The sequence below is a fragment of the Pseudomonas yamanorum genome, assembly GCF_013386765.1.
Taxonomy (GTDB): Bacteria; Pseudomonadota; Gammaproteobacteria; order Pseudomonadales; family Pseudomonadaceae; genus Aquipseudomonas; species Aquipseudomonas yamanorum_A.
In genome coordinates this window covers 112,713-134,584 of sequence record NZ_JACARE010000021.1, presented here as the reverse complement: position 1 = coordinate 134,584, position 21,872 = coordinate 112,713, and the positions used below count along the sequence as shown (strand labels likewise).

General features: G+C 61.9%; 19 protein-coding genes. 6 read left to right on the top strand and 13 right to left on the bottom strand.

What is annotated here, in order from left to right:
- The first annotated feature begins 71 nt into the window (after positions 1-71).
- The 4 genes from HX875_RS17895 (at position 72) to HX875_RS17880 (ending at position 4,114) form a co-directional block, all read left to right on the top strand.
- Positions 72-617 carry a hypothetical protein gene (locus HX875_RS17895; RefSeq protein ID WP_371317262.1) on the top strand — a complete coding sequence of 182 codons (546 nt, stop codon included), beginning with the start codon at positions 72-74 and terminating at the stop codon, positions 615-617.
- Positions 614-928 (top strand): DUF2388 domain-containing protein, encoded by a 315-nt coding sequence (locus HX875_RS17890; RefSeq protein ID WP_177044206.1) that lies wholly within the window; start codon positions 614-616, stop codon positions 926-928. Before HX875_RS17895 ends, HX875_RS17890 begins: the two co-directional genes overlap by 4 nt.
- A gap of 94 nt (positions 929-1,022) precedes the next feature.
- Positions 1,023-1,817 (top strand): alpha/beta fold hydrolase, encoded by a 795-nt coding sequence (locus tag HX875_RS17885; RefSeq protein ID WP_177044205.1) that lies wholly within the window; start codon positions 1,023-1,025, stop codon positions 1,815-1,817.
- Positions 1,818-1,918: 101 nt separating this feature from the next.
- Positions 1,919-4,114, top strand: coding sequence for an OsmC domain/YcaO domain-containing protein (locus HX875_RS17880; protein WP_177044204.1), 2,196 nt, complete (start codon positions 1,919-1,921; stop codon positions 4,112-4,114).
- Between the two features lie 116 nt (positions 4,115-4,230).
- Here HX875_RS17880 and HX875_RS17875 read toward each other — a convergent pair whose 3' ends face one another.
- The 3 genes from HX875_RS17875 to HX875_RS17865 are packed head-to-tail and all read right to left on the bottom strand — an operon-like array spanning position 4,231 to position 8,331.
- Positions 4,231-5,649 carry an efflux transporter outer membrane subunit gene (locus HX875_RS17875; protein WP_177044203.1) on the bottom strand — a complete coding sequence of 473 codons (1,419 nt, stop codon included), beginning with the start codon at positions 5,647-5,649 and terminating at the stop codon, positions 4,231-4,233.
- Complete coding sequence (locus HX875_RS17870) at positions 5,646-7,226, bottom strand: DHA2 family efflux MFS transporter permease subunit (RefSeq protein ID WP_177044202.1); 1,581 nt, start codon at positions 7,224-7,226, stop codon at positions 5,646-5,648. Before HX875_RS17870 ends, HX875_RS17875 begins: the two co-directional genes overlap by 4 nt.
- Positions 7,219-8,331, bottom strand: a complete 1,113-nt coding sequence (locus HX875_RS17865) for an HlyD family secretion protein (RefSeq protein WP_177044201.1) — start codon at positions 8,329-8,331, stop codon at positions 7,219-7,221. The genes HX875_RS17870 and HX875_RS17865 overlap by 8 nt, the downstream gene beginning before the upstream one ends.
- A 99-nt stretch (positions 8,332-8,430) precedes the next feature.
- On the opposite strand from HX875_RS17865, the gene HX875_RS17860 reads away from it, so the two are divergent.
- Positions 8,431-9,135, top strand: a complete 705-nt coding sequence (locus HX875_RS17860; protein WP_177044200.1) for a CerR family C-terminal domain-containing protein — start codon at positions 8,431-8,433, stop codon at positions 9,133-9,135.
- Positions 9,136-9,137: 2 nt separating this feature from the next.
- Here HX875_RS17860 and HX875_RS17855 read toward each other — a convergent pair whose 3' ends face one another.
- From HX875_RS17855 to HX875_RS17835, 5 genes are all read right to left on the bottom strand, one after another.
- A complete protein-coding gene (locus HX875_RS17855) occupies positions 9,138-9,758 on the bottom strand; it encodes a LysE family translocator (RefSeq protein ID WP_177044199.1) in 621 nt (206 codons plus the stop codon).
- A gap of 49 nt (positions 9,759-9,807) precedes the next feature.
- On the bottom strand, positions 9,808-12,225 hold the full coding sequence (locus HX875_RS17850) for a TonB-dependent siderophore receptor (protein WP_177044198.1): 2,418 nt from the start codon (positions 12,223-12,225) through the stop codon (positions 9,808-9,810).
- 106 nt (positions 12,226-12,331) lie between these two features.
- Positions 12,332-13,276, bottom strand: coding sequence for a FecR family protein (locus tag HX875_RS17845; protein ID WP_177044197.1), 945 nt, complete (start codon positions 13,274-13,276; stop codon positions 12,332-12,334).
- Positions 13,269-13,802: an RNA polymerase sigma factor gene (locus HX875_RS17840; RefSeq protein WP_177044196.1), complete on the bottom strand. Its 534-nt coding sequence runs from the start codon at positions 13,800-13,802 to the stop codon at positions 13,269-13,271. Before HX875_RS17840 ends, HX875_RS17845 begins: the two co-directional genes overlap by 8 nt.
- 122 nt (positions 13,803-13,924) lie before the next feature.
- Entirely contained in the window at positions 13,925-15,556 is a 1,632-nt protein-coding gene (locus HX875_RS17835; protein ID WP_177044195.1) for a sensor domain-containing diguanylate cyclase, read from the bottom strand.
- Between the two features lie 152 nt (positions 15,557-15,708).
- Between HX875_RS17835 and HX875_RS17830 the strand changes: the two genes are divergently transcribed.
- Positions 15,709-16,746: an alpha/beta hydrolase family protein gene (locus tag HX875_RS17830; protein WP_177044194.1), complete on the top strand. Its 1,038-nt coding sequence runs from the start codon at positions 15,709-15,711 to the stop codon at positions 16,744-16,746.
- Between the two features lie 3 nt (positions 16,747-16,749).
- Here the strand turns inward: HX875_RS17830 and HX875_RS17825 are convergent, their stop codons facing one another.
- The 5 genes from HX875_RS17825 to HX875_RS17805 all read right to left on the bottom strand — a co-directional run bounded on the left by HX875_RS17825 (position 16,750) and on the right by HX875_RS17805 (position 21,799).
- Positions 16,750-18,093 carry an APC family permease gene (locus HX875_RS17825; protein ID WP_177044193.1) on the bottom strand — a complete coding sequence of 448 codons (1,344 nt, stop codon included), beginning with the start codon at positions 18,091-18,093 and terminating at the stop codon, positions 16,750-16,752.
- A gap of 137 nt (positions 18,094-18,230) precedes the next feature.
- Positions 18,231-18,983 (bottom strand): N-formylglutamate amidohydrolase, encoded by a 753-nt coding sequence (locus HX875_RS17820; protein ID WP_177044192.1) that lies wholly within the window; start codon positions 18,981-18,983, stop codon positions 18,231-18,233.
- Positions 18,967-20,301: a glutamine synthetase gene (locus HX875_RS17815; protein ID WP_371321484.1), complete on the bottom strand. Its 1,335-nt coding sequence runs from the start codon at positions 20,299-20,301 to the stop codon at positions 18,967-18,969. Before HX875_RS17815 ends, HX875_RS17820 begins: the two co-directional genes overlap by 17 nt.
- Positions 20,298-20,942 (bottom strand): isochorismatase family cysteine hydrolase, encoded by a 645-nt coding sequence (locus HX875_RS17810; protein WP_177044191.1) that lies wholly within the window; start codon positions 20,940-20,942, stop codon positions 20,298-20,300. The genes HX875_RS17815 and HX875_RS17810 overlap by 4 nt, the downstream gene beginning before the upstream one ends.
- A 2-nt stretch (positions 20,943-20,944) precedes the next feature.
- Positions 20,945-21,799, bottom strand: a complete 855-nt coding sequence (locus tag HX875_RS17805; protein ID WP_177044190.1) for a MurR/RpiR family transcriptional regulator — start codon at positions 21,797-21,799, stop codon at positions 20,945-20,947.
- Between the last annotated feature and the right edge of the window lie 73 nt (positions 21,800-21,872).

Genomic DNA, 21,872 nt, shown 5'->3' with positions numbered 1-21,872 from the left:
TTGTGCGCGCAGGGCAAGACGGTTAGCCTTGCACCCCGATGTAACTGGCCATTTCAAGGAAGGAAGCGCGCGTGAAGGTTTTTCAAGGAGTGATCGGGCTATCGTTTTTGGGCTTGCTGTTCGGCTGCAGCACCGGGCCTGTGCAAACGCTGAAGTTCAATGTGCCACACGGTTATTACGGCAGCTACCTCAAGCAGAAAGTCGGAAATCACGGGCAGTTGACCTGCAACGTGACCACTGAAAAAAACAATCTCGGTGAGGAATGGGTGTCTTCGGTCATTCTCGGAGCGGGCGAGGACGATGCCCAGGACAATATCCTGTTTCTCTCCAGCTACCCGCTAGGTACCGACGACCAACGGGCTTTCCAACTGCGGCTGTTCAACAAGGCACAGCGGGTCACCGATAGCCTGGTCCTGACCACTCCCGATCACAACGGGGTCTACTCACTGCGCCTGGCTTGGGCCGACGATGGCTCCATCAGCTACCAAGTCGCCAGTGGCGGGCCATGGTCTGAAAAGAAAACGGTGACGCACCCCGGCTTTTCCGTGCGGCAGGTCAGCATGCAAGCCTCGGGTATAAAGGGCACGGCTGTCTGTGAACTGGCGGCTGATCGTTGAGAGTCTTCGCGCTCATCTTCGCCTTGCTCATCACCACCTCCGCCCAGGCCAAAGACGGCATCTCCTTTGCCGACGATCCGCTGGGCTGGTCATGCCTGAGGTTCTCCACCTTCACCTTGTTCACGTCGGAACTGACGACGCGCCCGGGCAGCTTTCTTTCGGCCAAGAATGACGCATTGGCGTTTGTCGGGTCCGACGGCGAGATTCGTGGCGCGTATTTCGAACAGGCGCTGCTGAGTTTTCGCAGCACGGGCGGTAACGATGACGTCAGCGATACGCAGTTTGCCGAGGCGGTGGCGGTGATTCAGTGATGCATACGATCAGGCTATGAATACCTTCTTGAATCAGGAATTTACAGAACGCTGAAGACCGTTGAAATTAGCGGTTTTTCAGGGAGTCTTCACCATGCCATTCACCCATACCCAGCTCCCCATGACCGTCGACGGCGTACCGTTGAACATCGCCACAATCCACCGCGCCGGCACCCTGGCACCGATTGTGTTCCTGCATGGCTTCGGCTCCACCAAGGAAGACTACGCCGACATCGTCCTGCAGCCAGCATTCGATAGTCACCCGTTTGTTGCCTACGACGCCCCCGGTTGCGGTGAAAGCCAGTGCGGCGACCTGTCGAAGGTTTCCATCCCGTTCCTGCTGCAGACCGCCGTGCAGGTGCTCGAGCATTTCGACATCGACCGCTTCCACCTGGTGGGCCACTCCATGGGCGGGCTCACCGCGCTGATGTTGGCCCATCAGTTCCCGGGCCGGGTGCTGAGCTTTGTCGATATCGAAGGCAATATCGCCCCGGAAGACTGCTTCCTCAGCCGGCAGATCGTCGACTACCCGGCAGAGGATCCCGAGGCATTTTTCAGCGCCTTCATCGAGCGCACCCGCCACGCGCCGGCCTACGCCAGCGCGCTGTATTCGGCGAGCCTGCGGCACAAGGTGCGCGCCGGTGCGGTGCGGGGGATTTTCCAGTCGATGGTCAACCTGTCCGACAATGGCGACCTGATGGGCAAGTTCCTCGGCCTGGAATGCCCGCGGATGTTCATGTATGGCGAGCAGAATTCCCATCTGTCGTACCTGGCGCATATCCAGGCCCATGGCGTGCGACTGGCGCCGATTGCCCGGTGCGGGCACTTCCCGATGTACTCCAATCCCGTTGCGATGTGGCAACAGATCGCGGACTTCCAGGCCGGCTGATCGCAACCACCAACCATCAGCCAGGCCCGAAAGCACAAGACTTACGCCTCGAAACCCGGATAATGGCGGCCATATTTTGCTCGCTATTCTGGTAATCCCGCATGGAAATCAAGGTCAATTTTCTCGACAACCTTCGACTTGAAGCCAAGTTCGACGACTTCACCGTGGTGGCCGACCAGCCCATTCGCTACAAGGGCGATGGCTCGGCCCCCGGTCCGTTCGATTACTTCCTGGCGTCGTCGGCGTTGTGTGCGGCTTACTTTGTGAAGTTGTACTGCGAAACCCGCAACATCCCCACCGACAACATTCGCCTGTCGCAGAACAACATTGTCGACCCGGAGAACCGCTACAACCAGATCTTCAAGATCCAGGTGGAGTTGCCGGCGGACATCTCCGATAAGGACCGCCAGGGCATCTTGCGTTCCATCGACCGCTGCACCGTGAAAAAAGTGGTGCAGGCCGGGCCGGAGTTTGTGATCGAGGAAGTGGAAAACCTCGACGCCGATGCCCAGGCACTGCTGATGCCGAGCGCGGCGTCCGATGCAGGCACTTACATCGCGGGCAAGGACCTGCCGCTGGAAACAACCATCGCCAACATGTCGGCCATCCTGGCGGGCCTGGGCATGAAGATCGAGATCGCTTCGTGGCGCAATATCGTGCCCAACGTATGGTCGCTGCATATCCGCGATGCCCACTCACCGATGTGTTTTACCAACGGCAAGGGTGCGACCAAGGAAGGCGCGCTGGCGTCGGCACTGGGCGAGTTTATCGAGCGGTTGAACTGCAACTTCTTCTACAACGACCAGTTCTGGGGTGAAGACATCGCCAACGCGGCGTTCGTGCATTACCCGGACGAGCGCTGGTTCAAGCCTGGCCGCAAGGACGAACTGCCGCCAGAGATCCTCGACGCGCACTGCCTGCACATCTACAACCGCGACGGCGAGCTGCGCGGTTCGCACCTGTACGACACCAACTCCGGCAACGAGGAACGCGGGATTGTTTCGCTGCCGTTCGTGCGCCAGTCCGATGGTGAGGTGGTGTATTTCCCGTCCAACCTGATCGAGAACCTGTACCTGAGCAACGGCATGAGTGCGGGTAACACCCTGGCTGAAGCCCAGGTGCAGTGCCTGTCGGAGATCTTCGAGCGCGCCGTGAAGCGTGAAATCATCGAAGGTGAATTTGCGCTGCCGGATGTGCCCCAGGAAGTGCTGGCGAAATACCCCGGCATCCTGGCCGGTATCCAGGGCCTGGAAGCCCAGGGCTTCCCGGTGCTGGTCAAGGACGCGTCCCTGGGCGGCGAATTCCCGGTAATGTGCGTGACCTTGATGAACCCGCGCACCGGCGGCGTATTTGCCTCGTTCGGCGCGCACCCAAGCCTGGAAGTCGCGCTGGAGCGCAGCCTGACCGAGCTGCTGCAAGGCCGCAGCTTCGAAGGCCTGAACGACTTGCCGCAGCCGACGTTTGAAGGCCACGCGGTGACCGAGCCGAACAACTTTGTGGAACATTTCATCGACTCCAGCGGCGTGGTGTCGTGGCGCTTCTTCAGTTCCAAGTCGGATTACGAGTTCGTCGAATGGGACTTCTCAGGCCAGGGTGAAAACTCCAACGCCGAAGAGGCCGCGACGTTGTTCGGCATCCTCGAAGGCATGGGCAAGGAAGTGTACATGGCGGTGTACGAGCACATTGGCGCGACCGCCTGCCGGATCCTGGTGCCGGACTATTCGGAGATCTATCCGATCGACGATCTGATCTGGGACAACACCAACAAGGCGCTGTTTTTCCGCGAAGACATCCTGAACCTGCATCGCCTCGACGAAGCCGAGTTGAAGGGCCTGGTTGAGCGTCTGGTGGAAAGCGAGCTGGACGACTACACCGACATCCCCACCTTGATCGGCATCGAATTTGATGACAATACGGCGTGGGGTCAGCTGACGATTCTGGAATTGAAGCTGCTGATTTACCTGGCCTTGCAGCAGTTTGAAGAAGCCAAGGAACTGGTGGAAATGTTCCAGCAGTACAACGACAACACGGTTGAGCGCGGGTTGTTCTACCAGGCCGTGAATGCGGTGCTGGAGATGGAACTGGACGAAGACCTGGAGCTGGCGGATTACGAAGTCAACTTCCGGAGGATGTTTGGCAACGAGCGGATGGATGCGGCGATTGGCTCGGTGAACGGCAGTGTGCGGTTCTACGGGTTGACGCCGACGAGCATGAAGCTGGAAGGGCTGGATCGGCATCTGCGGTTGATTGACAGCTACAAGAAGCTGCATTCGGCGCGGGCCAATACCGCCCGCTGACCTGTTAAGGAAGACCCCTGTAGGAGCTGGCTTGCCGGCGATGCAGGCACCTCGGTGTATCAGGTACACCCAGTTGATGCCATCGCCGGCAAGCCGGCTCCTACAGGGTTAAGCGTTTACAACGTCCATCCCAGCCCGAGCGCCTTGTGCAACGACGCAAAGTCCTTGAGCAACGCCGCATCCCCGGAAATCCGGCTTTCCTGCGCCTGGTACCGCGTACGCTCCGCATCCAGCCAGTCCAGCGTACTCGCCGTGCCTGCTTTATAACGCTGGCGCGTCAGGTCCGCCGCCCGTACCGCCGACGACTCCACATTCCTCAGCAGCACCACGTTCTGCCGCTGGTTGCCATACCGGGCCAACGCCACATCCGCGTCACGCAACGCACTCAACACCACGCTTTTGTAGTGGGCGAGGGCTTCATCGCGGCCGGCTTGCGCACCTTTGACACTGGCCGCCACCCGGCCGAAATCCAGGGCGTTCCAGGTCAGCCTTGGCAACAGCAACCAGGTGCCGCTGTCCTTGCGCGCCAGGTGCCCGGGATCCGCCGCCGAGAATGACAGGTCGCCCATCAGGCTGAGTTTGGGAAACCAGTCGGCGGTTTTCTCGCCGATCTGCGCGTTGCTGGAAGCCAGCTGGCGCTCGGCGACGCGGATATCGGGCCGGGCTTTGAGGATCGTCGCCGGGTCGGCAAACGGCACCTGGCTCGGGATGGCGGGCAGGGCGCGAGGCGTGCTGAGTTGTGCATCCAGCTCGCCCGGCTCGAGGCCGCACAGCAGGTTCAACTGATCCACCGCCTCGACGATTGACGCTTGCAGCGGCAGGCGTTGAGCCCGAGTGTTTTCCGCTTGGGTCAGCACCTGTTCCAGTTGCAGCTGTGAGGCCACGCCACGACTGCGCCGTTGTTGGGTCAGGTCCAGCGCCTGCTCCTCGGTGTCGACACTGGCATCCACCAGCGCGAGCCGCGCCTGTTGGTCGCGCAGGTCGGCATAGGTCTGCACCACCTCGGCGGCCAGTTGTACCTGGGCATCGGCCAACTGCGCCTGTGACGCGTCGTTTTCGGCTTGGGCTGCCTCGATTGCACGACGGGTGCCGCCAAACAGATCGGCCTCCCAGCTGGCATCAAAGCCGGCGAGGTAAAGACTCAATGGCCCGCGTCCGCCGCCACCGCTGCCACCCAGCGCCGACGTGTCGGGGGAGCGCAGTTTGAGCATCGCGGCATCGCCGGTGATCTTGGGCAGGGCGTCGGCGTTGGCGCCGCTCAGGCTGGCGCGCGATTGCTTGAGTCGGGCCTGTGCGGTCGCCATGTCCGGGCTGTTTTGCAGCGCCTGGGCCACCAGCTGGTTGAGTTGCGGGTCACCGAGGGTTTGCCACCACTGGGCGACACCCGGCGTACTCGCATCGCTGCCTGCGTGAGGCAAGCGTCCGGCCGCCAGGGTTTTTGGCGCGGCATCCGGCGCGCCGTGGTAGTCCGGCCCCACGGTGCAGGCCGCCAGCAGGCCGACGGTGAAGAGCAGGGGAAGTGAGCGATAAATCATGTTCGTTGGCCTGCCTGCGCCGCGCGCTTTTTCAGGATGAAGATCAGGGGAAGGCACGCCAGCATGGCGAGTCCCAGCACGTAGAAAGCGTCGTTGTAGGCCATCACCGCCGCTTGCTGGGCGATGTCGCTGGCCAGGTGGCTGAGGGCTTGCAGCGAAGCGGTGGACGGATCACCGGTTTGCGCCAGGTAGCTGGCGGTGTCGCTGGCCATTTGGTCCTGGGTCAGCTGGGTGTTGGCCTGGATGCCTTCGCGCAGCATGTCGTCGTGGAAGTGGCTGCGCCGATCCATCAGTACGCCCAGCAGCGCCAGCCCCAGGGTGCCACCGAGGTTGCGTGACATGTTGTAGAGCCCGGCCGCATCACCGGCATCTCGCGCCTCTACCGAGCGCATGGACAGCTGGCTGAGGGGCATCATCACCAGGATCTGCCCGAAGCCCCGCAGGATTTGCGACCAGTAGAAATCATGCCCGACGCTTTGGGCGGTGAGCTGGGTGTCGAGAAAACAGCTGGCCCAGTACATCAACAGGCCCACGCCGACCATCATCCTGAGGTCCAGGCGGCCGAGCATTCTCGGCAAAATCGGCATCAGCAGAAACGCCGGAACGCCCGACAGCAACATGATCGAACCCGATTGCTGCGCGTTATATCCCGACAGGATGCCAAGGAACTGCGGCACCAGGTAAGCCGTGCCATAGAGCCCGGCGCCGACCGCCGTGGCAATCAGCAGCACACTGCCAAAGCTGCGGTTAAGCACCAGTTGCAGGCGCAGGATCGGCGTACTCGACCGGACCTGCCCAACGGCAATCAGGAAGAAACCGACCACCATCGTGATGCTCAGCCAGATGATCAACTGCGAGTCGAACCAATGCTCACGCTGGCCTTCCTCCAGCACCACGGTCAGCGAACTCAAACCCATGGCCAGGCCGAGGATGCCCAGCCAGTCGGCCTTGATGAACTGTTGAAGGTTCATCCGCTCACTCGGCAGGCCGGTGATCAGCAGGGTAATCAGGGTGATGCTGACGGGCAGGTTGATGAAGAAACACCAGCGCCAGTTGATGTTTTCCGTGAGCCATCCGCCAATCACCGGGCCCAACAGCGGGCCGAGAATCACCGTCATGCCGAACATCGTGGTGCCGATTGCCAGCTGGTGAGCGGGCAGGCGGGTGCGCACGATGGTTTGTGCGGTTGGGATCATCGCGCCGCCGGCAAAACCCTGGCCGATGCGCCCGGCGATCATCGCGCCGAGGCTTGAAGACAGCCCGCAGAACATCGAGAAAAACGTGAACATCAACGCGGTGCCGATCAGGAACCGGCGCAGGCCGAACACCCGGGTCAGCCAGGCGGCGAGGGGAATCATGACGATTTCCGACATCAGGTAACCGGTGGCGATCCACGTGCCTTCCGTGCCGGTGGCGCCAATCTGGCCCTGGATCTGCGGCAGGGCCGAGTTGGTGATCGAGATGTCCAGGGTCGCCAGCAATGCCCCCAGCGAACCGGCGGCGACCGCGATCCAGTCCGTCAGCGAGGCGTTGCGCGGTTTGTCCGCGGGCACCTCGGTCAAAATGGCTTCAGCCATGGTTGGCATCTGCCTTGTGGGTGCGGGTGTCGACTTCCACGGTGGCGGACAAGCCGGGTACCAGCGCCTGGCGAACGTCGTCATCCGGCAGGTCGAGGGAAATCCGCACGGGCACCCGCTGCACGATCTTGGTGAAGTTACCGGTGGCGTTCGACGGTGGCAGCAAGGCGAACTGTGCGCCGGTGCCGGGGGACAGGCTGTCGATATGGCCCTGGATGTCGTGGCCCGGCAGCGCGTCTACGTGCACGGTCACGACCTGCCCGGTGTGCATCTCGCCGATCTGGGTTTCCTTGTAGTTGGCGGTCAGGTAGATCGCGCTCACCGGCACCACGGTCAGCAGGCGTGTGCCCGGCTGCACGTATTGGCCGACGCGCACGCCACGGTCGGCGATGCGCCCGTCGAGGGGGCTGCGGATCACCGCATCGTCCACATCCAGTTGGCTCTGGGCCTCGCTGGCCTTGGCCACCCCGAGTTGCGCCTGGGCTTGCTTGAGCTGGGCTTCAAGGGTGCCGTAGCGGGTCTGGCTGGAGCGCAACGCCGCCTGCTTGGCGGCCACGGTACTGCGGGCCTGGGCCAGTTGGTTGTTGAGCTGGGCCAGGCGTTCTTCAGGCTCGGCCCCGGAGCGCGCCAGCGGTGCATAACGTGCGACTTCGGTTTGCGCATGCTGGGCATCGGCCTGCGCACCTTGCAGTTGGGCGCGGGCTTCGGCGATGGTCGAGTCCTGCTGCACCAGGTCGGCCTGGGCCTTGGCAAAGTCGGCCTCGCGGGCTGCAATCGTCGCCGAGGCTTCGTCACTGACCGCCTGGTATTTGCGGGCATCCAGGCGTACCAGCACGTCGCCACGCTTGACGTTCTGGTTGTCGGCCACCAGCACTTCGGCCACGTAGCCGTTGATTTTCGGCGCCACGCTGATGCTGTCGGCTTGCAGGTAGGCGTCGTCGGTGGTCTCGATAAACCGTCCGGTGAGCCACCACCAGGCGCCCCATGCCAGCCCGGCCAACAGCGCTGCGCCGGCGAGTGTGAGCAGGATGCCTCGGGCTTTGCCGCGTTGGCCGTTGACGGTGGTATCAGGAATGACCTGAGAAGAGGGAGGTGCAGCGGACATCAAGTCACTCCAGTTTTATATCAGTTGGAATAAATTCGTTTTTCCACGAAAATTTGTCAACTGGTATATTTTGGTTACGTTAAAAAAATGGAGTTGCACATGGCACGACACAAACCAGCCGCCGAAGGGGGTTATCAGCGAGGCGAGGAAACTCGCGCGCGGATCGTCGAGGCTGCCGTTGAGGTATTTGGCGAGCGCGGCTACGACGGCGCGTCCACGCGGGATATTGCGAACGCCGCCGGGGTCAATGCACCGGCGATCCAGTACTACTTCGATGGCAAGGAAGGCGTGTATCTGGCCTGCGTCGAGCATTTGATTGCGCTGTTATGGCGAAAAATGTCGCCCTCCGTTGAAGCGGCGGAAAGCGCGCTGGCCGACCCTGAGGTCAACGATCAGGCGCTGATCGAAGTCTCATTGGGTATCCTCGGCACGGTGGTCTCGACGATTCAGGACAGCCCCCAAACCACCGTGTGGCGTGCGTTTATGGATCGCCATCAAGCCGGCCTGTGCCCGGAAAGCGCGACGATGGCCTTTGAAGAGCGCTTCAAATCGCGCATTGCCAATGTGATCCGGCTGTTGATCGCACGCCTGGCCGGCCTTGCGGTCGACGACGAGCGTACGGTGATCCATTCCATGGCGCTGTTCACCCAGGGCCTGGCCTTTCGGGTGCAGAAGCCCAAGCTGCTCTCGGCCCTGAACTGGACGGAAGTGAACCAGAAGGAAATGGAGTTGGTGCGGGATGTGGTGCTGATGCAGGCGCGGTTTACCCTCGAAGGCCTGGTGCGGCACCGGGACCGGCGCTGACCTCAGCGCTTGCTGAAGGCCAGCCGGGCGGCAAACAGCACAAAGATCATGCCGGTGGTGCGGTCCATCCACTGGATCACCTTTTCACGCCGCAGCACGCCTGCCAATGGCTGCGTGGCGCCTATCAGTATCAGTGACCACACCAGGCTGATCAGCACATGGATGCTGACCAGGCCAAAGGTCCATCCCACCAGCGAATGCCCCTGGGGAATGAACTGCGGCAGGAACGACACGTAGAAAATCCCGACCTTGGGATTCAGGACGTTGCCCAGCATGCCTTTCAGGAACCAGTTGGCGCCGGGTTTTCCGTCGGCCTCGACAGACGCCAATGAGCGGCGCGGGCGCACCAGCATGTTCAAGCCGAGCCACGCCAGGTAAGCCGCACCGCAATACTTCAAGACGTTGAAGGCCACCTCGGACACGGCAATCAGCGCGCCCAGCCCAAAGGCCACCGCCGCGCCCCACAGTAAACAGCCGGCGTTGATGCCCAAGGTGGCGCGCAACGCCTGTTGTTTGCCTTCGACCGTTGCGGTGCGCAACACCAGGGCCGTGTCCAGCCCGGGTGTGAGGGTCAACAGCGTCGCGGCGAAGGTGAAGGCGAGCAGGTTATCGGCGATGGACATGGGCAGGGCACGTCGAAGTGGGCACCCGCCCACGTTAACAGCCCCTCTGTCAGAAATTCCAGCGGGTGCTCAGCATCACGTTGCGCGGGTCACCGTAATACGACGAGTTATAAAAACCGATGTTGGTGTAGTAAGACTTGTCGAACACGTTGTTGACGTTGAGGGTGGCCGACAGTTGGTCGGTGATCTGGTAGCGCGCCATCACGTCCACCAGCCACAACGGATCCTGGGAAAACTTTTCCTTGATGCCATTGTGTTCGAGGATCTTCCAGCCCGTGCCCTGCCAGCGCACGCCGCTGCCGAGGGTCAGTTTGTCCAGCGGCCCCTTGAGCTTGTAGGTGGTGTAGAGGTTGACCTGGTCCTCCGGCTCCCAGGTGGAGAGTTTATCGCCCGCCTGATCGCGCATGATCTTGTGGGTGTAGCCTGCCGCCAGTTGCCAGCCCGGCGCCACTTCGCCGGTGATCTCCGCTTCATAGCCCTTGGTCTTGGCCTTGACGCCCTTGGACGCGTAATCAAGCCCCGGGTAGCTGTTGGCGACATAGTCCAGATCGTCCACCGGCTTGTTTTCCTCATGCACTTCGAAGTAGGCGAGGCTGGCGTTCAGGCCCCCGTCGAAGAACTCACCCTTGAGGCCGATCTCGTAGTTCTTGCCTTCGTCGGGATTGAGTGGCTTGTCGTTGCCATCCCGGTAGTCGTCCTGGGGCAGGTAGATTTCGGTATAGCTGGCATAGGCCGAGAAATGATCGTCGAGGTCGTACACCACACCGGCGTAGGGCACGACTTTGCCGGTGTCCTTGATCTGGCTGGTGCCGCTGACTTCGTAGTTGTTGACGCGGGCACCGAGCAGCACGGTCAGGTCGTCGGCCAGGCTGAAACGGCCGGTGGCGTAGTTGGCGCTCTGGCGAGTGGTTTCATCGTTACGTTTGGTCTGCGGGCCCCAATCCGGTTCGGGCGCATCGCCGTCCCAGCCAAAGTAGTCGTAGCTGTTGTTGAGGTTGGTGGCGTTGGTGTAGTCACGGCCCAGCCAGCGCGAGCGCGATACCGAGGTACCCAGCACCAGTTGGTGTTCGCGGCCAAACAGGCTGAAGGGCCCGCTGGCATACAGGTCGCCGGTGTCGCTGGTGGTCTCGCCGGTGTACTTGCGCGTCAGCATCTGCGCCTTGCCGGTGACGGCGTCAGGGTCGAGCAGTGCGGCCAGTGGCGCGTGGTAGCCGTTGATCTGGTGATTGTATTGGCCTTTGACCATCCAGCCATTGTCGAAGTTATGTTCCAGGGTCGAGAACACGGTGCGGGTGTACTGCTCCCAGCTGCTGAACTTGGCCCCGTTGTTGAACGAGCGGGAGTTGCTGATGGGTTGGCCCTTGGAATTGAACAGCGAGGCGCTGCCCGACCAACTGGAGCCCTGCGGATCACTGTCCTGATAATCGGCGCCGACGGTCAGCAAGGTGTCCGGTGCCAGGTCGAACTCCAGAATCCCGTAGTAGACACTCGTCTGGCGCTGGTAGTGGTCGATGAACGAGTGCTTGTCCTGATACGCCGCGACGGCGCGCCCGCGCACATTGCCGGTCTCGGTGAGGGGCCCGCTGACGTCGATTTCCGAGCGGTAGTTGTCCCATGAACCCGCACCCAGGTCTACGTAGCCCTTGAACTCGGCGGTGGGTTTCTTGCGCACCATGTTGATGGTGCCGCCGGGGCCGCCGGCGCCGGTCAACAATCCCGTGGCACCCTTGAGCACTTCCACCCGGTCGTAGATGACGGTGTCGGTGAGGGTATGGCCGGAGGAATATTGCGCATCCTGGAGAATCGGAATGCCGTCGTACTGGAAGTTCTGGATGGCGAAACCACGGGAATAGTAGCTGGTGCGGTCGCTGTCATAGGTTGCCACGGTGATGCCCGGGGTATGGCGCATCACGTCGTCGATGGACTTGAGGCCGAAGTCGTCCATGGCCTGGCGCGTCACTACGGAAATCGACTGCGGCGTCTCCCGGGGTGTCAGCACTAGGCGCGTGGCGGTGGCGATAGTGCCCGGCGTGTAGGAACCGGAGCCTTCGGTAACAGTGCCGAGCTGGTTGCTGACCACGTGGGTGGCGCCCAACTCCAGGGCGCCCGTGGCCGCCAATGCTTCGAGCATCACCGCATTGTCGCCGTGCTGCTCAACCCGCAGGCGCGTGCCGGCCAGCAGTTTGGCCAAGGCCTGGCGCGTGGTCATGGTGCCGTTGATGGCAGGGGACTCGATGCCGGCGGCGAGGTCCGAGGAGTAGACGATCTGCAGGCCGCTTTGCTCGCTCAACTGATCCAGCGCGTTGGCCAGGGGCTGCCGGGGGATGGCCAGCGCGTAGGTTTTCGACTGGTCGCTTGCGACGGGCGCGGTGTTGGGTTCGGCCGCCGTTGCCTGCGCGCATGCCAGGAAAACCGCGAGCGCCAGCGCGCTGCGAGCGTGCGTCGAGTGGAGAGTTGGAAAGTACATACGAGCCCCGTAACGAATAGGAATTGTTTGCAATAACAAACCCCTGACGGGTTGAGACTTTGAAACCCGTAAAACTTTTTTCATAAAACGCTACGGGCTGTCCGGCTTAGTGGATGACCAGCACTTTTCCGGGTAGTTGGGTGACGTGGGTCGCGGCGACCTTGCTCAATGCCTGGACGATGGCCAACGGGTCATCCAGCCGGTAATTGCCGCTGACCCGAACCTTTGCCGCCTCGGCGTCGAGCAGCCAGATCGGGGCAGGGTAGTAGCGTTTGAGGGTGTCGAGCACTTCGGCCAGCGGCGCGTCCTGAAACGACAGTCGCCCGTTGACCCAGGCCATTTGCCGCTCTGCACCTTCGGTGTGGGCGTCCTGCAGATGATCCTGCTTCAACTGCTGCCAGCTACCCGCCAGCAACAGGTTTTGCTGGCCGCTGCTGTCGGCAACGTTGACCCGGCCTTCGCGCACCGCCACGGTGACATCCAGATGGTTCAGCGCCACGCTGAATTGAGTGCCGACGACGGTGACTTTGGCACCTGCACTTTCAACAATCATCGGGCGAGATGCGTCATGGAACGCCTCGATAAACACTTCGCCGCGCAACAGACGGATCTGTCGCTGCGGACCCTTCATGTGAGTGCTGATGGCGCTGTGGCTGCCGAGGACGATCTGCGAACCGTCCTCCAGGGTCAGGCGCTGGACCTCGGCAACCGAGGTCATGTGGTCGGCGCGCAGGCGCATGGGCACATCGGCGATCCATCCGCCGACCAGCATGATCAACAGCGAGGCAGCCACCGCGAAAAGTCGCGACCGGCGGCGCCTGGCACGCGGGCGTTCAGGGATGTGCAGGCTGGTCTCAAGGTTGCGCAGGGCTTGTTCGAAGGCGAGGTCGTTCCACATCGTTTCGAGGGCTTGATACGCCTGTGCGTGAGCGTTTGATGCGTTACGCCATTGCTCGAACTGATGGCGCAGCAACGGATTGCCGGCCACTTCATCGCGCCGGGCAAACCAGTCGGTGGCTTGTTGGCGAGCCACTTCGATTGAATCAGTCATCGCAAGCCTGCTCCTGAGTGGCTCTGGTACAGGCATCGAGCGCACTGCGCAGGTCTTTTTCGACGGTACTCAAGGACACGTCCAGTTGCTGTGCAATCTGCGCTTTGGAAAAGCCCCGCAGTTTATCGAGGATCAATATTTGCTGCTGGCGCTTGGGCAGGGTCGCAAGCACTTGCTCGAAGCGCTTGAGTTGCTGCTGGCTTTGCGCATGGTTGTCCGGGCCCGGGGCGGATGTGGGTATCTGCGCGAGGTAGCTTTCATCCGCGACCTGGCATTCGAAGCGCCGCTTGCTGCGCTGGCTGCGCAAGTGATCAAACGCCAGGTACTGCGCGGTCTGGTACAGGAATGGACGGATATGTTCGATGGGCCTGGCGCTCAGCGCCTTGGCCACCTTGAGGTAGGTTTCCTGGGCAAGGTCTTCGGCCAGGCTGGCGCAGCCGGTGACGCGGGCGAGCATGCGAACCAGTGCAGGGCGCTGGCCGATAAATAGCGCGCTCAGTTTGTGCTGACTGTCCCCGTTATCCATAACGCCCCACACCGTCCTATGCGCGAAAGCTGGGCATTATAATGAGATTAAATATCATTACCAGCATGGTTTGGGGCCGAAAGAGCACTGCTGTGTCCTGGGCGGCTGGCCGTCAGGATGACTCACGCTACCTGATTACGCCCTGATGATTTGGCCCGATACAACTGCTGGTCCGCACGCCTGATCAGCACCGTTGTGTCGCTGTCCGAAGCCTCGGCGAGGCCGATGCCAATACTCACCGTGATCTGCCCGACCGTCTCAAAATGCGCCCCGGCAATGGCCGCACGAATCTTCTCGGCCACCCCATCGGGGCTGTCCGGGGCTTCGATTTCCGGCAGCAGCACCGCAAACTCTTCACCGCCGTAGCGGGCCACAAAGTCGGTGGTGCGGATAGTTTCCTGGGTCAACTGTGCGAGGTGGCGCAGCACGTCATCCCCGACCGCATGCCCATGGGTATCGTTGATCCGCTTGAAATGATCAACGTCGATCAGCAGCAGCGCGAAGGCACGCCCGCTGCGCTGGAACAAAAGGCTGTATTCGGCAAGCTTTTCATCGAAGCGCCGACGGTTGTAGACGCCAGTCAGCGCATCGTGGCTGGCCAGGTTCAGCAACTCGGCGTTGGCCTGGGTGAGGGCGATGGTGCGTTGGGCGACCGTGGCCTCCAGAGACGCGTTGGTCTCTTGCAGTTCGCGCTCCTTGCCAAGCAGGGACTGGGTCATGCTTTTGATCGAGCGCCCGAGCTGGGCGATCTCCCGCACGAAATGGTCCTGGGGGAAGTAGGCACCGGGCTGTTGGTCCTGGACCTGTTTGGCCGAGCGCGCCAACTCCTCGATAGGCCGGCTGAGGTAGGACGCCAGGTAATACGCCACGAAGCCGAAAACCACCGCCGCGATCACGCCCAACAGCAGCAGCTTGTAGAGCAGCACGCGGGCGGGTTGCAGGGCGATTTCCAGCGGCTGGCGCATCACGATGTACCACGTCAGGCTGGAATTCGACGGGCTGGGCACCGCCACGGCGCTGGTCACGTAGCCGTTGTCGACCGACCAGCCGGTATCATTGGCCAGGCGGTCCTGGGGCAGTTGCTGGCCGGCCAGTTGTTCCGGGTAGAGCACCTTGCCGTCGTTGTCGATGATCAGGGCCTCGATGTCCGGCGCGGTCCCTTTGGCGGCCTCGACAATTTGCGTCACCCAGGTCCAATGGGCGTGAGCCCCCAGTACCCCAATCACCTTGCCTTCGGCGTTGCGAATCGGCGCGGCAAAATCGATGAAGCGCCAGGGCTCGCCGTTGGCGCCCGGCAGCAGCTTGGCCAGCAGAACCGCCTCGTGGGGATCGCCGGTGTAGTTGCCCTGCAAGCCGGCCTGGAACCAGGGGCGCTGCGTTACCGATTGGTTCACCAGCAGCCCATTCACCGCCTGGCGCACACGCCCATCGGTATCGGCCACGCCCATCCACGCATACTCGGCGCGGGACTGGGTGCGCTGTTCCATGGAGGTCAGGATATCCGGATCGTCCAGGTTTCCACGGCTGAACAGCGGCGCGCGGCTGAGCAGTGATACTTCCAGCTGGCGTTCACGCAGTTGCACCGCCAACAGCGCGGCGGTGGAACGGGCGGTGCTTAACAGCGCGTTGCCACTGGCGAGTTTCAGTTGCTCGGTGGCGATGTGCCCAACGTAGAAACCTACGCTAACCAATGTCAGCAGCGACAAACCGGCAAACCATAGGGTCAGGTGACTACGCAGGCTGGCTTTGATCATGGGAGGGATCTGAAAGGAGTGTTCTTACATAGTAGCCATACCATTCGGATGGTTTCCATAGCCTCATGCTTTATACGCACATTGATTTCACACCTGCTTTCCCACGATGGTCGTGCAAGAATATGGCGCTTAGCCACTTAGGGAACTCAAGGATGAAAACGCTGTGTGCTGCGCTGTTGTTGATGGTTGTGTCCGGTCTGGCCCAGGCCAATGACGTCAAAATCGGATTCCAGGAAATCGTGATTCCCGACGCGGAGCACGGCAGGCCGTTACAGGTGGCGGTGTGGTACCCGACCAATGCCGCTGGCACGCCACAACTGATCGCGGACAACCCGGTCTTTGTCGGCGCCCCAGCCTTGAAGGACGCCGCGCCTGCCGCCGGCGAGCATCCGTTGGTGGTGATTTCCCACGGCATCTTCGGCAACTGGATCAACCAGTCCTGGCTCGCCAGCGCCTTGGCCGGGCAGGGTTATATCGTTGCCTCGCCCAACCACCCCGGCACCACCAGCAAGGACCGCACACAGCCCGCAGCCTCCGAGCTCTGGAAGCGCCCCCTCGATATCCGTCGGGTGATTGATGCGGTGATCGCCCAGCCCAAGCGCTTTGGCGCAGTGGCCCAGCACAAGATCGCCGTAGTGGGGCACTCCCTCGGTGGCTGGACCGCACTGGAAGTCGGCGGCGCCCGCTTTGACCCGCAGCGCTTTACCGAGGACTGCAAGGTGCATCCGCAGATCGCCCCTTGCAAGGCGTATGAACTGATCGAAGCCGGCCGTACCGAGCAGGCCAAAAAGCACCTGGCCGAGGACTTGAGCGACCCGCGCGTGGCGGCCATCGTGTCCCTGGACCTGGGCTTCGCCCGTGGCTTCAGCGATGCAAGCCTGGCGGCGCTGCACCGGCCCACGCTGGTGATTGCGGCGGGCACGCCGTCCCCGGAGTTGCCCGCCGCGCTGGAGTCTGCCGACCTGGCCAAGCGCCTGCCGCCGAATACTTCGCACTATGTGGAAATCAGCGACGCCACCCACTTCACTTTCCTGCCCCTGTGCAAGCCGGGCGCGGTGGAGCGGATTGAACAGAGCGACCCCGGCGAAGGCTTCATCTGCCTGGATGCCAAGGGCGCCCGTCCCAAGCCGCAGATCCAGCAGCAGGTACTCACCCTGATCAGTGAGTTCCTGCAGCAATCCCTGCGCTAGCCGTCAGATGTCCTTGGACAACACCAGGCTCGCACCCTTGCGGCTCAGGAACCACAGGTAGACCAGCCCGATCACCACCCAGGCAATCCCGAGTTTCTGCGCCTGCAAGCCCATGTTGAACATGATCGCGAAGGTGATCACAAAGCCGAGGATCGGCGTGATCAGGTGCCGCCACACGTTGCCGGACTTCATGCGGCGCCAGTAGTAGTTGATCACCGTGATGTGCAGGATCATGAAGCCGCTGAGGGCACCGAAGTTCACCAGCGAGGTGAGGGTGTCCACGGTGTCGATGAAGAAGTAGCAGATGATCAGCGACAGCACGCCCACCAGGTAAATGCTCAGGTAGGGTGTGCTGTACTTCGGATGGACCTTCGCCAGGATCCCCGGCAGCTTGCCATCCCGGGCCATGCCGAACAGCAACCGCGACACTGCCGCCTGTGAGGTGATGGACACCGCCACACCCCACGCCAACGCAGTGGCAATCGCCGTCAGTGAGGCCAGCCAGCTGCCACCGGCAATCGCGGCGATTTCATAGAACGCCGAGTCGGCGGAGGTGAAACCCATGCCCGCCGCCAGGTCGGTGGCTAGCCAGGTTTGTGCGACAAAGATCGCGCCCATCACCAGCAAACTGATCAACGCCGCCCGGCCCACACTGCGCCCGGCATCGCCCTTGGTTTCTTCCGCCAGGGTGGAAATCGCATCAAAGCCCAGGAACGACAGCACCGCGATTGAAACGCCTTGCATCAGCAGCCCGAAGTTGAAGCCTGTGGGGTTGTACAGCGGAGCCAGCGTCAGGTGGCCGTTGCCGGCACCACCGTGCAGGGCCTTCCAGGCGCACACCAGGAAAATCCCCAGCACCACCAGTTGCGCCAGCAGGAACACGATGTTCATGCGCGCGGTAAAGGTCATGCCCCGCAGGTTGACCAGCGTGGCGCTGACCAGGAACGCCAGGATGAATGCGGTTTTCGGAATCTCGGGGTACAGGTGGTTCAGCGCAATCGCGGCGTAGATATACAGCAGCGGCGGGATCAGCAAGTAGTCGAGCAACAGCAACCAGCCGGCAATAAAACCGACACCCGGATTCCATCCGCGCTGGGCATAGGAATACACCGAGCCGGCAATCGGAAACGCCCGCGCCATGCTGCCGTAGCTCAACGCGGTGAACAGCATCGCGACCATGCCGACGATGTAGGCCAGCGGCACCATGCCGGGCGCCTCGGCGTTCACGTAGCCATACACGCCGAACGGCGCGATGGGGATCATGAAGATCATCCCGTAGATCACCAGGTCCGTGAGGGACAGGCTGCGTTTCAGTTCTTGTTTATAGCCAAACTCTTCAATTGCCATGATGGGGTACTTCCGTATGAAGTAAGGCGAATGCGCAGCCGCCGAAACGGCTGAACATGTTCTTGAACCCGGCAGGTTAAAAGACGCCCAGGCGGTTTTTTTTATAGTTGTAAGACCGGTCTTGCCAACAACAGCAGCTACAGCAGTGGAGCCAGATAGTCCGCCCATGACTGGAGTGCATGGGGCGTTCGCAACAGGTCGTTCCTGACTTCCAGCAGCACGGCATCAATGCCCCGCTGATCACCGTGGAACGGCACGGTCATGTCGCCGAGCACATCCACTTCGTAAGGCTGGTTGGCCGCGACGTTCAGGCCTTGGGTGGCCAGGCCTTGCAGAATCCCGTCGGCATAATTGGCGGCGTCGGCAAACAACACACCGGCCTCCAGGGTGCGGGGCTGGCCGTGGTAAACCGGGGTGAAGCTGTGAACGGCGACGATTCGCACCTCGCGACCGGCGGCCAGTCGCTCATCGATCAGGGCGCTCAAGCGCTGGTGAAAGGGCGCGAACAAGCGTTCCTGACGATAGCGGCGAACGCTCTCTGGCAGTTCCCGGTTGCCCGGTACGTCGTAGATTTCGCTGCGGGGCGGAATGCTGTCGGGCGCCTCCAGCGGGCGATTGAGGTCGATCAGCAAGCGCGAATAGGCTGCCGAGATCAACGTCGCATCCAGGGCCTTTGAGAGCCGTTCCGCCAGCTTCAGTGCGCCGATATCCCAGGCAATATGTTCCTTCGCCGCCTCATCGCTCAGGCCCAGGGCGTTCAGTTCGGTGGGGATGTAGGAACTGGCGTGTTCGCACACCAGAATCACCGGGTGCTCGGACGCTTCCCGGCTGACCCGGTACACCGGTTTCTTGAACAGGCCGTGTTCGGGGGAATCAGTAAAGGCGGGCATAGTGATCACACAATTCGGCTGGCGTCAGTTTCTCGGTGGATTTGAGTTCTTCGGCTTTCAATGCGAAGTAGGCATCCATCATCAAGGGCGGCAGTTGTTCCAGCAGTTGCGGGGTGGTGCGCAGGCTCGCCAGCGCATCGGCGAGGGTGTCGGGCAGGGCGAGGATGTTGTGTGCCTGGCGTTGTGCTTCGCTCATGGACTCCGGGTCTTCATCGGAGGAGCTGTCCAGCGTGAGCTGTTGCTGGATGCCCAGTCGGCCGGCGATCAGCACGGTGGCCATGCTCAGGTGCGGCGAGGCAGTCGCATCCAGCGGGCGGAACTCCAGGTTGTATTGCTTAGCCGGGGACTTGCCACCGATGGTGATCGTCGGGCAGATCCGCAGTGAGGCTTCGCGGTTGCGCTGGCCAAGGTTGGCGTAAGACGCACTCCAGTGATGAGGCTTCAGGCGCAGGTAGGAAATCGGCGTGGGTGCACTGAAGGCGCACAGCGCGGGCAGGAACTTCAACACGCCCGCCGCCCACTGCCGGCCTGTTTCGGACAACCCGTTGCTGCTCTGCGCGTCGTACATCACCGCGTTACCGGCCGGGTCCTGCAAGCTGATATGCAGGTGCACCCCGTTGCTCACACCATCGGCTTCCAGCTTGGGCGAGAAGCTGATATCCAGCCCCATCTGCCGGGCGATTTCCCGGGTGATCTCCCGCACATTCACCGCCCGATCCGCCGCCGCCACGCCTTGAGTGGGGCGGCAAGTGACTTCGTACTGAGCCTTGCCGTACTCCGGCAAAAACATCTCGGGTTCGACGCCGGCAGCTTTCAGCGCGCTCAACAACCAGCCGCCAAAAGACGCGGCATGATGCTGGGCCGAAAGCGAGAAGGCGTGATGAGCGTTATTCGGGTCTTTGTAGCCTAGGTTGAACTCATGCTCGAACGCTGCCGTGACTTCAAGGCCGAGCTCATCGCGATAACGCACGATCTCGTTGCGCAACAGCGTGCGCGGGCAGGCGGCCCAGGGCTGGCCGTCGGTTTCGCAGATATCGGCGTGGAAAAAGTCGAGTGCGGGCGCATGGGCGTCCGGGCCGTTGGGCACCTGCACGCGGGTATTCATATCCGGGATCAGGCGCAAATCGCCGCAGGAGCCCCAGGGATTATTCTCGGCCACCCGGTCTTGCGGCGTCAGTGCGCTGTTGGCCGGCACCCAGCCCACACCGGCTTGCTGATAACTCTCAAGCTCCTCAGTGGGAAACGAGCGCCCGCGGGTCACGCCAATCAGGTCGGTGGTGACGATGGTGGTCATTGCCGTTGGCTGGATCAGGCTCACGGGCGCAACTCCTGCAAACGGTTGATCACGGTTTGAGTGTCGGTGATCCAGCAATAACCCTTGATCGCTTCCAGGCAGGCGTGATGCCGCTGCGGGGTGTAAGTGGCGCAGGCATCTTCAATCAGCGTCACCAGGTAGCCGCGATCCGCCGCGTCACGGACCGCCATGTCCACGCACTGGTCAGTGACGATACCGGCGATGATCAGGTGTCGGGTTTCCAGGTTGCGCAGCACGTAGTCGATGTTGGTGGAGTTGAAGACCCCGGAGGACGTCTTGGGCAGCACGATTTCATTTTCCACCGGCGTCAGCTCGTCAATCACGCCGGCCTGGTAGCTGCCCTTGGGCAAATGCATGTCTGACAGCTTGTGATCCAGCGAGCGATCACGGCCGTCGGCCGTCAGGCTTTCGATAATGGTGTGAAGAACGTTTTGCCGCGCTTCACGCACAGCATTCAACAGCCGGACCTGATTGGGAATCACCGTTTCCCGGGCGCGGTTCAGGAAGTATTCCGCTTGCGGGCCCTGCAAATGCGGGTCGAGCGCCGGGTCGAGCCAGGCGCGTTGCATGTCCACCAGCAGCAAGGCGGTGTTGCCCGCAGTGAACGGAAGGTCGCGAGGCGAATGATGGGGGAGCGTGAACATGGTTATTTTTCCTCCAAAAGGTGAGCCGCGAATTCCGTGCGAAGGGCATCGATCCCTTCCAGCCGGGCATCCAGGCCGTTGCTGTGTTGAGTCAGGGTGGCGATCAGGGCTTCTACCTGCGCGAGGGCCGGCACCATCGTGTCAAAGGCCGACACCGACTCCACCGGGGAGCTGATGATCAGGTCGGCTAATTCCCGCAGCGGCGAGGCGTAGATGTCAGTGAACAGCACCACGCGAGCACCCCGCGCCTTGGCGGCAGCGGCTACGCGCAAGGCTTGGGTTTGATAGCGGCGATAGTCGAACAGCAGCACCAGGTCCTGGCGCTGGATGTCATGGATTCGGTCGGGCAACTGGGCGTTGTCTTCCAGGGCATGACAGCCCGGGCGCAACAGGCGCAAGTGGTTCACCAGGTAGCCCGCGAGAAAACTGCTGAGGCGGCCGCCGAAGCCAAACACCTGGTGCTTGGTATCCAGTACCCACTCGGTCAGCACGCGCACGTCTTCGGGCTGGGTCAGGGCCTGGGTTTCCTGAAGGGCGCGATTGCAGTCATCCAGGTAGGTGGTCCAGGCGTCATCCTGGGACGAGTGCGCCCGAGGTTGCAGCAGGGTGATGGGGGAGCGCAGACGGTGGTCCATTTCGCTGAGCAGCGCGTCTTGGAATTCGGCGTAACCACCGAAACCGAGCTTCTTCACCAACCGCATGATGGTCGGGTCGCTGACCCCGGCGTGTTCCGCCAGGCGCGCCATGGAGCCGAGGCCGCTGCGTGGATAGTGGTCGAGCAGGGCACGGATCACCTTGCGCTCGGAGGGCGTAGGGCTGAGTGCGGCGTCGGTGAGTTTATCGCGTAGGTTGGTCATATCTCGCCTTGTTGTTTTTGCTACGGCTTGGCGAGAATGAGTGTATTGGTAGTAAATGCTACATGTAAAGGCA